Annotated in this window: 12 protein-coding genes and 1 pseudogene; 3 read left to right on the forward strand and 10 right to left on the reverse strand. The window is 67.8% G+C overall.

Annotation, left to right across the window (positions count from 1 at the left end):
- Window positions 1-250 precede the first annotated feature (250 nt).
- Window positions 251-382: pseudogene (locus ABD210_RS09645) on the reverse strand (phosphoribosylformylglycinamidine synthase subunit PurQ); the annotation flags it as partial.
- Between the two features lie 189 nt (window positions 383-571).
- Between ABD210_RS09645 and ABD210_RS09650 the strand changes: the two are divergent.
- The 3 genes from ABD210_RS09650 (at window position 572) to ABD210_RS09660 (ending at window position 5,457) form a co-directional block, all read left to right on the forward strand.
- The gene (locus tag ABD210_RS09650; protein ID WP_344110642.1) at window positions 572-1,387 is read left to right on the forward strand and encodes an LLM class flavin-dependent oxidoreductase; all 816 of its coding nucleotides are present in this window, start codon (window positions 572-574) and stop codon (window positions 1,385-1,387) included.
- Between the two features lie 279 nt (window positions 1,388-1,666).
- Window positions 1,667-2,713, forward strand: a complete 1,047-nt coding sequence (locus tag ABD210_RS09655; RefSeq protein ID WP_344110644.1) for a LacI family DNA-binding transcriptional regulator — start codon at window positions 1,667-1,669, stop codon at window positions 2,711-2,713.
- Between the two features lie 38 nt (window positions 2,714-2,751).
- Entirely contained in the window at window positions 2,752-5,457 is a 2,706-nt protein-coding gene (locus ABD210_RS09660) for a glucosidase family protein (protein WP_344110645.1), read from the forward strand.
- Between the two features lie 473 nt (window positions 5,458-5,930).
- On the opposite strand, the gene ABD210_RS09665 is transcribed toward ABD210_RS09660, so the two are convergent.
- The 9 genes from ABD210_RS09665 to ABD210_RS09705 form a co-directional block, all read right to left on the reverse strand.
- The gene (locus ABD210_RS09665; RefSeq protein ID WP_344110646.1) at window positions 5,931-6,659 is read right to left on the reverse strand and encodes an ABC transporter permease; all 729 of its coding nucleotides are present in this window, start codon (window positions 6,657-6,659) and stop codon (window positions 5,931-5,933) included.
- Window positions 6,656-7,639: an ABC transporter ATP-binding protein gene (locus tag ABD210_RS09670; protein ID WP_344110647.1), complete on the reverse strand. Its 984-nt coding sequence runs from the start codon at window positions 7,637-7,639 to the stop codon at window positions 6,656-6,658. Before ABD210_RS09670 ends, ABD210_RS09665 begins: the two co-directional genes overlap by 4 nt.
- A gap of 41 nt (window positions 7,640-7,680) precedes the next feature.
- Window positions 7,681-8,442 carry a hypothetical protein gene (locus ABD210_RS09675; RefSeq protein ID WP_344110648.1) on the reverse strand — a complete coding sequence of 254 codons (762 nt, stop codon included), beginning with the start codon at window positions 8,440-8,442 and terminating at the stop codon, window positions 7,681-7,683.
- Window positions 8,439-9,350, reverse strand: coding sequence for an ATP-binding cassette domain-containing protein (locus tag ABD210_RS09680; protein ID WP_344110649.1), 912 nt, complete (start codon window positions 9,348-9,350; stop codon window positions 8,439-8,441). The genes ABD210_RS09675 and ABD210_RS09680 overlap by 4 nt, the downstream gene beginning before the upstream one ends.
- Window positions 9,347-9,706, reverse strand: coding sequence for a GntR family transcriptional regulator (locus ABD210_RS09685; RefSeq protein WP_344110650.1), 360 nt, complete (start codon window positions 9,704-9,706; stop codon window positions 9,347-9,349). The genes ABD210_RS09680 and ABD210_RS09685 overlap by 4 nt, the downstream gene beginning before the upstream one ends.
- A 119-nt stretch (window positions 9,707-9,825) precedes the next feature.
- Window positions 9,826-10,530: an aminotransferase class IV gene (locus tag ABD210_RS09690; RefSeq protein WP_344110652.1), complete on the reverse strand. Its 705-nt coding sequence runs from the start codon at window positions 10,528-10,530 to the stop codon at window positions 9,826-9,828.
- Window positions 10,527-11,894 (reverse strand): aminodeoxychorismate synthase component I, encoded by a 1,368-nt coding sequence (gene pabB, locus ABD210_RS09695; RefSeq protein ID WP_344110653.1) that lies wholly within the window; start codon window positions 11,892-11,894, stop codon window positions 10,527-10,529. Before pabB ends, ABD210_RS09690 begins: the two co-directional genes overlap by 4 nt.
- A 91-nt stretch (window positions 11,895-11,985) precedes the next feature.
- Window positions 11,986-12,759 carry a class I SAM-dependent methyltransferase gene (locus tag ABD210_RS09700; RefSeq protein ID WP_344110654.1) on the reverse strand — a complete coding sequence of 258 codons (774 nt, stop codon included), beginning with the start codon at window positions 12,757-12,759 and terminating at the stop codon, window positions 11,986-11,988.
- 120 nt (window positions 12,760-12,879) lie between these two features.
- Window positions 12,880-13,593: an iron-dependent transcriptional repressor DtxR gene (locus ABD210_RS09705; RefSeq protein WP_425552667.1), complete on the reverse strand. Its 714-nt coding sequence runs from the start codon at window positions 13,591-13,593 to the stop codon at window positions 12,880-12,882.
- Window positions 13,594-13,678: the final 85 nt, after the last annotated feature.

Consider the following 13,678-nt stretch of genomic DNA (forward strand, 5'->3'; position numbering starts at 1 on the left):
GGCGACACGCTCCGCACACTCGACAGCACACCCCTCACACTCGAGCCCTGCCGAGCCCGGGAAGGGACCGGCGCCCTATGCGCCCGTCCGCTGGCATGACCACGGCGCAAGTCGCTGCCGTGAGCACGGGGTCGCGGCCGTGAGCACGGGGCAAGTCGCGGCCAGCAGGCTGACTTGGGGCCAGGAGCAAGGGACCACCGCGACTGCGACCGCCGGCGGCGAGCCCGGCAATGAGTGAGTGAGGTGTCGACGGCAGGCCCTGGGCGGCCTTCTCGATGATCGTGCCCATCACGGGCGCGAACCGCGAGATTGCCCCGGCGCGCAGATAGTCGCCGTACGAGAAGCCGCCGGGCAGCACCACCGCGTCGACCCCGTGCGGGTCTGCGGTGAGGAGCTAGGTGGCGGGACCGCAACGGGAGCGCCTCCATCGACGGTGGTCACGCCGCCCAGCCGAGGGGACAAGCGACCGCGGGGAGCCGCCGGGGCGACGCTTGCCCCCGACCTCGACCAGTACGTCGAATTGCCGGGCACCGGGCGAGAAAGTGTCGGTCCTGGTGGCTACGTTCGGCGCATGCGGTTCTCGGTGACGTTCGGCGCGGTCGGTCAGGGGCGGGATCCGCGCGGGTTGGGTCAGCTCGCGCGGCTGGCCGAGGACTGCGGCTGGGACGCGATCTTCCTCGAGGATTACCTTGTCTACCAAGGCGATTCCTCACAGCCGACCTACGACCCGTGGATCTGCCTCGCGGCGATGGCGGCCGCCACGTCGACGATCAGAATCGGTACGACGGTGACGCCGGTGCCGCGGCGCAGACCGTGGAAGCTCGCGGCCGAGGCGGTCGCACTGGACCACCTGTCAGCTGGTCGCCTCATCCTCGGAGTCGGGATCGGCGACCCGGGCGATCCGTTCCTGCGCGGTGTCGGGGAGTCGTCCGAGCCGCGCGTGCTCGCGGAGAAGCTGGACGAGTCACTCGAGATCATCGACGCCTTGTGGACCGGCGAACCCGTCACGTACACCGGCAAGCATTACCAACTCGACGGCGTACAACTCACCGCTCGGCCCATCCAGCAACCACGCATCCCGATCTGGGTCGGCGGCAACCTGCTCGTCCCCGCGGTGCGTCGCCGCATCGTCCGCTGGGACGGCAGTTGCGCCTACAAGGGAACCGCCGAGCGCCCTCAACAGCTGACTCCGGCTGACGTCCGCAAACTGCTCGCCGAGGTCGCGACCGACCGAGGCAGCACGGCGGGCTTCGAGTTCAAGGCCAGCGGCGGCATTCCTGCCGACTTCGCCGGGGTGGGCGCCACCTGGTGGGGCCGCTGGATCGCGCCCGGCCCAGTCTCAGACGCCCACGAGATCCTCCGCGCCGGTCCCCCTGTGCTTCGCTGAACCGACTCTCCCCCTCGCCGATCCCGCTCCCCGCTCACCCATCCACCCTCGCCGAACCCGCTCATCCTCGCTGGTCACCTGTGCCTCGCCGACCCATCCAGCCTCGCCGAACCGCACAGCCTCGCTGGTCCCCTGTACCTCGCCGACCCCTCGCCAGCCCCCTCACCCTTGCTGAGCTCGACTGCCTGCCGAACCGTTGACAGGGAAGGGGTTCCGGCGTGAGACTGCCAGGGTTTTAACGTTCAAACAGACTTCTTCACCGAAACGGAGGGGGTCGTCGTGGCAACGCTGAAGCAGGTCGCCGCTCATGCGGAAGTGTCGGTCCAGACCGTTTCGAACGCCCTGAACGCACCGCACCGACTACGCCCGGACACTTTGCAACGGGTCACCAAGTCGATCGAACTGCTCAACTACCGACCCAATCGTAACGCGCGCAGTCTGCGGACCAGCGCCGTCGAGCTGATCGGGTACTGCGTGCCCAGCTGGCCGAACGGGCAGGCACACCTGGTGATGGACCAGTTCCTGCACGCGCTCTGCACCGCCGCCGAGACCACCAGCCGGCACATCCTGCTGTTCACCGCGCCCGTCGGACTCGAGGGCATGCCTGTGTACGAGGACCTGCACGCCCGGCGACTGGTGGACGGCTTCGTGCTCTCGCAGACGGAGACCCACGACCCGAGGCATGGGTGGTTGAAGGAGCAGGAGATCCCGTTCGTGTCGTTCGGCCGGGTCTGGAAGGAGACCACCCAGCCCGGGCCGTTCGTCGACGTCGACGGTGCGGCTGGCTGCGCTGCCGCGGTCCGGCACCTGTACGACGCGGGACGCCGGCGGATCGGCTTCCTCAGCTGGCCGAAGTCGTCCGGACTCGCCGAGGACAGGCTGAGCGGCTGGAGCGACGCGTGCAAGCAACTCGGTCTGTCGACCAGCGGACGGGCGATGCGCTGCGTCGATGACACCATCGACGAAGGCGCCGGGGCGACCGCGGAGTTGCTGGACGCAACCGAACCGGTGGACGGGATCGTTGCCATCAGCGACGTTCTGGCGCTCGGCGCACTCAGCGAGTTGAACCGGCGTGGTCTGACCGCGGGAGTCGAGGTGGGCGTCACCGGCTTCGACGATTCGCCGCTCGCCTCGGTCGTGTCCCCGGCCCTGACGAGCATCCGTCAGCCGATGGACCAGATCGCCACCGAACTGATCGACATCCTCACCGCCCCCACCCGCCGGTCGGCCGACAACCCAGACGCCGACCCAACACCCGCCAGGTCGTCGACCGAGCGGCTGCTACAACCCGAACTGGTCATCAGGGGCAGCTCAGCCCCGGGCTGATGCGGTGCACGAGCACCGCGAGAAGGAGGAATCCCGTCATGACAACCCGCCCTGTCGGACGAACCACCAGACACATCGCCGGACCAGCCGGCCTTCTCGCCGCAGTACTCGCCCTCACCGGCACCGCCGCGGCGACCGGACCACCCGGCCGTACTGCGAACCAAGCCGGGCCACCACCCGGAGTACAAGCAGTTGCACCGCCCGGAGCACAGGCAGCTGCAGCGACCCCCGGAGCACAGGCTGCCGCAGCTGCCGGAGGACAAGGAAGCGAGCAGTCGGCCACGACGCGGCTTGCGGATCGGCGATCGTTGGTGGTCGGCGATCGGGCCTATGCGATGGGCGACGAGTCAGGCCTGTATCCGGCGACCGGATGGCACATCCGCGGTGAGATGGGCGGTTTCTGGACGCAGCCGCTGAAACTGCTCGACGGCTTGTGGTTCGGCGTCGACGGCTCGTGGCTCGGCAAGGACGTGCAGGCCGCCAGTTACACCAGCGGGCACGGCTACCAGCGCATCGACTACGGCGGCGACGTCAGCGTGAAGCGCACCGACTTCGTGCCCGACGACATCCGCGCGACCGTCGTCGGTGTCACGCTGCAGTCAAGCAAGGCAAAGACCGTCAAACTGGACGTCGACGCCCACTCCGAACTGATGCAGTCATACCCCTGGGGCTGGACCACGCCCAGCGCAGCTCAGGCGAACCTGCCCGACACCGGCTCCTTCGGCGACGGCGCTCTGCAGTTCCGGGACCAGGGCACCCCGGCGTTCCCGAACGCGCAGGCGCATGACTACACGGCGCTGGTCGGATCGTCCCTGCGTCCGGCGAGCCACGCACTCGGCGCGGATCACCGCGGCCCGCAAGACCCCGCGGTGATCTGCCCGGCGGACGGTACGGCGCCGACGCGCTGCGACGACTCGGCCTTCGGCAAGGGCACGGGTGGCCGCCTGACCTACGACGTCACCCTTCAACCCGGCCGCCCGACCACGGTCTGGTTCGCCGTCGCCGGGTCGGATCAGAGCACGACCGCGGCACAACGCGAGTACCAGAAGGCGATCAGCGATCCCGCGAAGTTGCTGGCGGCAAAGACCAAGGCACGTGCGGGGATCGACGCGATGTCGGCAGTGGACCTACCTGGTGATCGGCTACTGCAGCAGAGCGTCGAGTGGAGCAAGCAGAACCTCGCAGACTCGGTCCAGGAAGCCCACAACCTGCAGATCCGCGACGTCAACGAGGGCAAGTCGTACCCGGCTCCCGCCGGCACCGTCGACGTCGCCCGCTGGTTCGGCGCCGGCTTCCCCGACTACCCGTGGCTGTTCGCAACCGACGGCGAGTACACCTCGTACGCCGCCGTCGCGGCCGGGCAGTTCGACACGGTCAAGGCACATCTGCGAGCACTCCGCGACGTGAGCGACATCCTGAACAACCGCAGCGGCAAGGTGGCTCACGAGGTCACCCCGAGCGGTGACGTGTACTTCGGTTCCAACACGAGCGCGGGCAACACCGACGAGACGGTGAAGTTCCCGAGCATCGTCGCACTGCTGTGGCGGTGGACCGGCGACAACCGGTTCCGCGACGAGATGTACGACTTCAGCAAGCGCAACTTGCAGTACGTGTACCGCGAACTCGACGCAGACCACGACGGCTGGCCCGAGGGCCTCGCGAACGTCGAGCGCAGCGGGATGGGATCGGAGAAGCTCGACAGCACGGTGTACCTCGCACGCGGCTTGCGTGACCTCGCCGACCTGGCCGGTTCCCGCAATGACCGGCAGACCCAGCAGTGGGCAACCGCCAAGGCCGAGGACATCGAGAAGCGGTTCGAGACGCAGTGGTGGGTCGCGAAGGCGTTCGGGTACGCCGACTCGGTCGACGACCCGAAGGACCCCGCGAACGACAACACGCCGATCTTCCAGCGGCACTGGACCGGCGTGACTCCGATGGAGGCGGAGCTGGTCCGGCCGGGTCAGCCGACCGCCCCGTTGGCTTCGCAGGCGCACGCCGGCGTGGCACTGGATCAGCGCGAGAAGCCTTGCTACACAGGGGAGTTCGGACTGTTCCATACAGGCACTGGACCCACGTCGGACGCTGCCGGCAACCCCGGCCCGAGCTGTGACGAGGTGGTGTCGGCGGTGAAGAGCGAGCGCAGCATCTTCTCACTGAACACCTCGATCATGGCAGTTGCTGAAGGCAACTACGGTCGGCTCGGCAAGAGGCAGCAGCAGGTCTACACGACCGGAAACGCCCGCATCCAGCTCGACCCGAGCGTCTGGGAGACACCGGGTGCCATGCCGGAGATCGCGCCGTCACCCGATTCCCCGGCGAATATCGGCCGACCCTTCTACGACCGCTCGATGACACTGCAGGCATGGGGCACGTACGGTGTGCTGTGGCCGGTCGTGCACCAGCAGCTGGGCGTGGATCCGGATCTCGGCCACGGACGGGTATCGGTCGTTCCGCAGATCCCGGGCGGTCAGCAGAAGGTGGCCGGAAGCAACATCCGGCTCGGTCAAGGATCCATCGATGTCGCCGCAAGCCTTGTAAACAAGGAGTTGCGGACCGACGTGACGATCAACGGCATCGGTGCGACCTTTACCATCGGCGCGGTTCTCCCGGTCGGCGCGCAGGTCGGCAAGGTGTCACTCGACGGGCGCGACGCGCAGTACAAGGTGGTGAAGACCAGCCGCGGGACCGAGGTGCAGGCGCTGACCCAGCACCGGACCTCCACCCTGAAAGTCACCCTCCGCTGAATTCGACCATCGGCCGGCGCACAGACCTCTGTGCGCCGGCCGGTGCCGTCTGCGAAAGAAGCGAGGCCCCTCCGAGTATGAGTCGGAGGGGCCCCACATGTAGCTGAAGGAAGGTGACGTCTCCAGCTTCCCGAACGGGTCCGTCGGGTCCGGCAGACCCCGTCACCGGTCTACCTCGGTGGGGATCCCCACCGCTAGGGTCCTCGGTATCCGTCCGACCCACCGTTCCCGAGGGAACAGCGTGTCGACATTTCTACCGCCGACGCCGGGGACCGCACAACCCTTTCTCCTCAACAGTTTCCGTCAATTCGCGACCTTCTGCGTGTCGTCCACAGTGTGTGCGCAACCGTCCACAGAAACGACCTACGTTATGCACAGCCCCTGTGCATAACCCGCTGAGTCCGCTAGCTTCGCGTGACGGTCAGCGACGACGTCAGCGGCGCGTGATGTTGGGCCGCGCCCGAGGTTGCGCGTCACTCCCAGCGGAAGAACTTCGCAGCCAACCCGAGGCAGGCCAGTGTCACCACGATCATCGCGACCACGTGCTCCAGCCCTGGCCAATGACCGGACCAGGCGTCCTGCATGCTGCCCATGCCGGCACCCATCGGGGTGATGTCGCGCAGCCAGCGCAGCGACTCGGGCATCAGGTCACCCGGAGTCCAGACGCCGGCGAAGAACATGCTCGGGAAGAAGAGGATGTTGCCGACGATGCTCGCACCCTTCGCAGTGGAGACGAGCCCCGCGATGAGCAGGCCGATGGACAGTTGCGCAACGCAGTACAAGATGGCCGCGAGCGCGAAGGGCACGGGTGAACCGGGCAGTGCGGCGTCGAAGGCGAGCTTACCGATGCCGAGGATCAGGACGATGACCACCACGGCCGCGGCCAGGTGCAGCAGCAGTTGCGCGATCAACAGCTTGACCGGCCGCACCGGCGTCGTCGACATCCGGCGCAACACGCCCTTCTCCCGGTACCCGGCCAGGATCATCGGCAGCGTCGCCATCCCGAGGATGCCGATCCCGATCCCGATCGCCATCGTGGGCAGGAAGCTGGCCGGGATGCCGTCCGAGCTGCCGCCGCCGGTGTTCATCAGCGAGAAGATCGTCAGCAGGCCGACCGGCAGGACGAAGACGAAGAACAACCCGGACCACTCCCGGAGGAACAGCTTGCCCTCGATCCGGGTGAGAGTGAGTGTCTGACTCATCGTTGCGCTCCTTCGAAGTCGCGGCCTGCCAGGGGCACCAGTTGGAGGAAGGCGTCGTCGAGCGTGGTCTGTTCGGTGTGCAGGTCATACGGCTTGAGACCGCGACCGGCCAGCTCGGTGACGACCCCCACGAGTAGGTCGTCGTTGCCGGTGACAACGATGCGGTCCCGCTCGTGCCTCACCGTCCGGACGGCCGGCAGGGCGGTCAGGATCGCGTCGTCGAACGGCCCTTCGAGCTTGAAGGTGATCCGCTGCTCGGACCGGGCGGCATCCACCAGCCCGGCCGGAGTGTCGAGCGCGACGACCTTGCCCGCGTCGATGATGGCGATCCGGTCGCAGAGATACTCAGCCTCCTCCATGAAGTGCGTGACCAGGATGATCGTCACGCCCGAGTCGCGAATCTGCTTGACCAACTCCCAGGTGTCGCGCCGGGCCTGCGGGTCGAGGCCTGTCGTCAACTCGTCGAGGATGGCGATCTTTGGGTTGCCGATCAGCGCCAGCGCGATCGACAACCGCTGCCTCTGGCCGCCGGACAACTTGGCGAACGCGGTGTTCTGCACCTTGGTCAGGCCCAGCCGCTCCAGCAGTTCGGCGGGGTCAGCTGGTGACGGATAGAAGGACGCGTAGAGCTCGAGCGCCTCCCGCGCCCTGATGCGTTCGGGGAGCTCGCTCGCCTGGAGCTGTACTCCGATCAGCGAGGTGATCTCGGTGCGGTGCCGCCGCGGATCCAGGCCGAGGACGCGAACCGTGCCGCCGTCCGGCGTACGCAGTCCGGCGATCGACTCGACGGTGGTGGTCTTGCCGGCGCCGTTCGGGCCGAGGATGCCGAAGATCTCGCCCGGGTGGACGGTCAGTGAGACATCCTCGACGGCGACGGTCGCACCGTAGGTCTTGCGCAGGTTCTCGACGACGACCAGGGCGTTCTCGGTCGTATTCTCGGTCGTATTCTCGGGCCTGTTTTCGGGCCTGTTTTGGGGCATGGCGAAGCCTCCCTTGGTACTCGGGGTGGTGTGGTGAGAGCTCAGCCCTTGGCGGGTTTGAGCCCCATCGGACGGATCAGCAGGTAGCCGAAGTACAGGCCGAGGGCGCTGACGGCGACCACTCCCGGTACGGCGACGGCCAGCGGTGGACGGTGGTAGCCGGTGTTCGCGAGCGCCTGGGCGAGCCATTGCGCGACCAGCAGGAGTTCCGCGGCGATCGCCGGCAGCAAGCCGAGCGGCAGCAACGCGAGACCCTTCCAGAAGCCGAACCGGTAGAACCCGATGCCGACCAGCCAACCGGCGACTTCGTGCGAGATGATCAGCAGGAAGAACTCGGTGAAGATGAGTCCGACCTGTGAGGTCCTGGTGAACAGGTGCGGGTTGGCCAGCGTCTGCGTCAGGCCTGACGCGGCGTAGATCACGTGCTCCACCTGGTAGACGATCACCCAGAACACCGCGATGGATGCGGCCGCGCCGACGAGAACGATGCTGCTGGCAACGGCGAACATCCGCCGGGTGACGCCGTGCGCGATCAGCAGGTTGAACAACGCCGGAGTGAGGGTGATCCCGATCGCCGCGGAGAAGTACTTCGGCGACTGGGTGCCGTAGTCCCACATACTGTGGTTGATTCCACCGCCGATGAACTGAACGGTCAGTCCGCCGAGGAGGAAGACCGCCACCATCACCAAGCAGTAGCCGACGATCATCTGCCGGAGCCCGACGATGATGGCCCGCAGGACCCCTCGCAGCCGGCTGCCCGCGGTCACAGAGCCCGGCAGGGTCGCTGAAACAGTGGCGCTCATCGGCCGCTCTCCTTCGTCGGGGTCGAGTCGGTCAGGTGGACGAAGAGGTCCTGCAAACCGACCGGGCCGATCTCCAGCCCGGCCGATCGAGCCCTGGCCAGCAGGCCGTTGTCCAGATCGCCGAGCACAGTGGAGGACTTCGTCCCGCCAAGTCGCTGCTCGGCGAGCACAGTCAGGTCGGCCGTCAACTCGTCCACGGCCGCGACCGGGCCGACGATCGACGCGCCGCGGCCGCGCAGCGAGTCGACCGGTGCCTGGGTGACCACCCTGCCGCGGTCCAGGATCACGACCTCCTCGAGCATCGTGCTGACCTCGCTGACCAGGTGGGTGGACAGCACGATCGTGCGCGGCACTTCGGCGTAGTCGGCGAGCAGCGCGTCGTAGAAGAGGTTCCGCGAGGGCACATCCATGCCCAGGTAGCTCTCGTCGAAGATCGTCAACGGCGCGCGACTGGCGAGTCCCAGTACTACGCCCAGCGCGGACTTCTTGCCGCGGGACAACTTCTGCACCTTCTGGCGGACAGGCACCTCGAACTTGTCCAGCAACTCCCGCGCGAGATCGTGGTTCCAGAAGGGCCGCAGCGCCGCAGCCAACTCCAGCACATGCTTGACCGAGGCCGCACCGACCAGGTCGCCGGATTCGCGGATCAGGCAGATCCGGCTCGTCACGACGGCGTCCTCGTACGGCTCGCGGGCGGCGCCGAGTTCGCCGCCTTCGAGCAGCACCCTGCCGTCATCGGGCTTGCGGAACCCGGCCAGCGTCGCGACGAACGTGCTTTTGCCGGAGCCGTTGCGACCGAGCAGACCATGGATCTTGTCCGGCGCGAGCCGCAGGTCCAGGCCGTCCAGGGCCGGTACGCCGCCGAACCGGACACTCAGGTTCTCGGTCCTCACTGCCAGCCCGCTCACTGGTCACCGTCCTTCTGGATGTGCTGGACGACGTCCTTGAGCGGAACGCCGATCGCCTTGGCCTCGCGGATCATCGGATCCACCACCTCGGCGAAGAACGAGTCACGCCGGCCGGTGCGGAGCAGTTCGCGAGCATTCGGGCTGACGAACATGCCGATCCCGCGCTTCTTGTAGAGCACGCCCTCGTCGACCAACTGGGCGAAGCCCTTGGCCGCGGTGGCGGGGTTGATCCGATAGAACGCCGCATACTGGTTCGTCGACATGACCTGTTCGTCCTCGGCGAGGGCACCCGTGACGATGTCGTTCTTGATCTGGTCCGCGATCTGGAGATAGATCGGGCTGCGATCGTCGAACACCGTGGTCCCTCCTGGCTCGTGCTCGGGCGGATGGCTAGGTTCATAGGTTCATTACTTGACTAATGAACCGTAGCACCACCCGCCCGGCGGCCGTCAACCGCCGAGTGCCGCGGAAGGGGTTATTGGAGGGGGGTTGCCAGGGCCACGAGCGACTCCTGCCAGGTGGGCCCGATGGCGGCTGGGAGGGGATCGATGGGGCCGGTGTCCCAGGCGTGGATGGGGCGGATGCCGTGGAGGGCGTTGAGGAGCCAGACCTCGTCAGCGTCGGCAAGTTCCTTAGCGGTGCGAGCGCGTTCAGCGGTGGGGATGTCGCGGGTCGCGGCGAGGTCGCGGAGGAGGTGGGCTGTGACCGAGGGCAGGAAGGGTCGGCCGGAGGGCGGGAAGCACAGAGTGTCGTCCTCCCACCAGGCGAGGGCCGAGTAGGCGGCTTCCACGGCGACGCCGTCGGTGTCGAGCAGCAACACCTCGTCCGCGCCGGACTCCGAGGCCGCCGCGGCCTTGAGGTCGCCGAGGCCCGACAGGTCGGGACCTTTGACGAGTGGGTTGGTGCGGGGGTCCGGCCCGGTGTGGACGGCCACCCGGATTCGGCCGCCCGTCGCGGGAGCCGGGCGGACCTGCAGATCCAGTCCGTCTTCCCCGAGTTCGAAGCGGGGGAACCACCTGCCGAAGCGCGGCAGGCGGGTCAACGAGTCGTCGAAGAACTCACCCGCACCGGTGCCGCCCAGCGCAGTACAGGAGCCGACGAAGCGTTCTCGATGCAAGGCAAGCCCACGGACCTTGCCGTCAGCAACCAAGAAGGAATCCGCCACCAGTAGGGAGTTCACGTCGACCTGCCAATCGTTGCCGTTGCCTTGAGCACCATTTCCTCGTACTCCGCGACCGGGTCGGAGTCCAGCACGATCGCGCCGCCCGCGCCGACGACCGTCGTCTCCGGAGTCATCACAGCAGTCCGGATCACCACACTGAGATCTGCGCGGCCGTCGATCGTGAGATATCCGAGGACTCCCGAATAGACACCCCGGGCACTGCATTCCAGCTCGTCGAGCAACTCCATCGTGCGGATCTTCGGCGCGCCCGTCATGGAACCGGGCGGGAAGCAAGCGCGCACCGCGTCGATCGCGTCCACGCCTGAGCGCAGCAGCCCCCGGACGGTCGTCACCAGTTGATGCACCGTCTGGTAGCTCTCGACGACCATCAACTGCGGCACCTGGACGGTGCCCGGCACACTCACCCGGCCGAGGTCGTTGCGGATCAGGTCGACGATCATCAGGTTCTCGGCGCGCGTCTTCTCATCCTCGGCCAGCGCCTTCGCGGCCAACTGGTCCTGCGCCGGGTCCGCCTCGCGCGGCGCGGTCCCCTTGATCGGCCGGCACTCCGCCCACCCGTCGCCATCCACCGTCAGGAACCGCTCGGGCGACGAGCTGGCCACCGCCAGCTCGCCGTACCGCAGGAAGGCCGAGTACGGCGCGGGGTTCTGCGCGCGTTGCCACAAGTAGAACTCGAAAGGGTCTTCCACAGCCGGTAGCCGGACCCGGTTCGTCAGGCAGACCTCATAGGTCTCCCCCGCCTCCAGCGCCGCCATACAAGCGTCGATCCCGGCCAGGTAGGTCGCGCGATCCTGCTCGAGGTGTTCCTCCAGCTCGAGCGACGCGATCGCCGGCGGGTCCGGCCAACCCATCGACCAGTTGGCCGCCGAGCTCTCGGCTCGGTCGAGCCAGCGGGCAGCGTCAGCATCACCGGGTTCGTGGATCGCGACGAGGAGGCTCAGCTGCTGATCGTGGTCGACCACGATGAAGCGGTTCGCCCAGATCCACAAGGCATCCGGGGTCGCAGCCTGATGCGCCTCGGCTCCACCCGTCAGAGCCTTGAGCTCGTAGCCGAAATACCCGACATAGCCGCCGCTGAAGACGTCCTTCAACTGATCCGGTACTGCGCCCAGCCGGGCTCGCCTGGCGCCGAGGAGTCCCTGCAACTCGGCGAAGACATCACCGTCGCGGGCATCCCGTACGACGACCTCCGCGCCGGCGCCGGTCGTCGTACCGAGGACCGAGACGCGGCGGATCCCACGATCGGCGAGGCTGCCGTCCAGCCAGAAGGCGGCCGGTTCCCCGGCCAGCAGGTCGCGGTAGATCGTCTGACCGTCGAGCGCGTGATCCACCGAGCGGATCGACCAGGTCAAAGCGGACACACGAGAACCGTACCTAGTCGTCCGGCCAGCAGCCCCGCTGACCGACAGGCGGGCAAGGTGAGCCGCGCGACCAAGCTGAGGTCAGGCGAGGTCAGGCGAGGGCGACCTTGGTACGCATGGCGGTGATGCGGCGGACCGGGATCGCGACCTCGAGGCCGTCCTTGCCGTCGGCCCGCTCGGCCAGCCAGGCGGCAGCGGCTTCGCGGCGGCCGTCGGTACTCCCCGGCAGATACAGCGCGCCCACCAGCCGTCGGGCGTCCTCGATGGATCGGACGGTGTATGCGTACCGCTCCCGCTGGCTCTCCATCACGTCGAACCCGGCCGCGCGAAGCTGATCCCTCAGCCCGGTGATCTCGCCGCCCGCCGGGAACTGCGGCGTGGACCGCAGCCGGGTGGTCAGCCCGGTCAGCGTGCGGATGTCACCCCGACGCAACGGGCGGACGGCAGGAACGGTCGCCGCAAGCACGCCTCCCCGCCGCAGTACCCGGGCTGCCTCGGCGAGCACCTCCGGCAGCGGCTGCAAGACCATCAGGCCCATCGAGCAGGTGACCACGTCGAAGGCCTCGTTCGTGAACGGCAGGTGCAGCGCGTCGGCCTGAACCTTGGGCCCCGGTGCACCACTGAGCTGGACCTGGTTGTTGTCGACGCCGACCACCCACCGGCCGTAGAGCTCGCGCGCGACCGGTCCGTTGCCGCAGGCCAGGTCGAGGACCCGGCGGGCCTCACCGGACACGGCTCGGACCAGCCAGCGGTAGGGCGTGTGGTCACCGGACACGGCTCGCGACAGCAGGGCTTCGGTGCTGCCCGGGGCCGCGGTGTGGAACTCCCGCAGGTAACCCGGCCAGTCGATCTCGTTCTCAGGCATCGCGAACAGACGTTACTGCCTGACCACTGTGAGTACAGCATCGAGCGCTGCCAGTGGCTGTTCTCAATGCAGCTCTGAAAAACAGCATGATCTGACCAGGACCGGTCCGGCAGCGATCGGTCAGACCAGGCTGACGAAGATGTGACCCGCGGTCTCGTCACTGATCACGCCGCCGGCCTCACGGCTGCCGACCAGCACGCCCTCGGCGTCCATCGTCGAGTCGACCTCGCGGCCCGGCAGCGCACCCGCGCGGCGCAGCACTGCCATCGCGCCGTCGTCGGTCTGCACCGGCTCGGCGATCCGCCGCACCAGCACCCGGACGCTCCGACCGGTGGCCTGGTCAAGCACCTTGTCGAGCGGCTCGACGCCGGTCCGGAAGTCGCCGATCGCGGTCACCTGGCTGTCCTTGTGCAACTCCTCCAGGCCCGGGATCGGATTGCCGTACGGCGACTCGGTCGGGTTGTCGAGGATCTTCAGCAGCCGCAACTCCACCGCGTCGCTCATCACGTGTTCCCAGCGGCAGGCCTCGGTGTGCACGTCCTCCCACTCCAGCCCGATCACGTCGACCAGCAGCCGCTCGGCCAGCCGGTGTTTGCGCATCACCCGGACCGCCTGCATCCGGCCGACCTCGGTGAGCTCGAGGTGCCGGTCGCCCTCGACCGTGACGAGCCCGTCGCGCTCCATCCGCGCCACCGTCTGGCTGACCGTGGGACCTGATTGGTGGAGCCGCTCGGCGATCCGCGCGCGCAGCGGCAGGATGCCTTCTTCTTCCAGCTCGTAGACAGTCCGCAGGTACATCTCGGTGGTATCGATCAGCTCGCTCACGACAACCATTCTCACTCAGGTAGGCAAGGCTTACCCAATCGCCGCACCCGGGCGGGGCCGGCCGGCCGCCCTCGGCTGACAACGACGGCTCCAA

It is taken from the genome of Kribbella alba (assembly GCF_039529635.1).
Lineage (GTDB): Bacteria > Actinomycetota > Actinomycetes > Propionibacteriales > Kribbellaceae > Kribbella > Kribbella alba.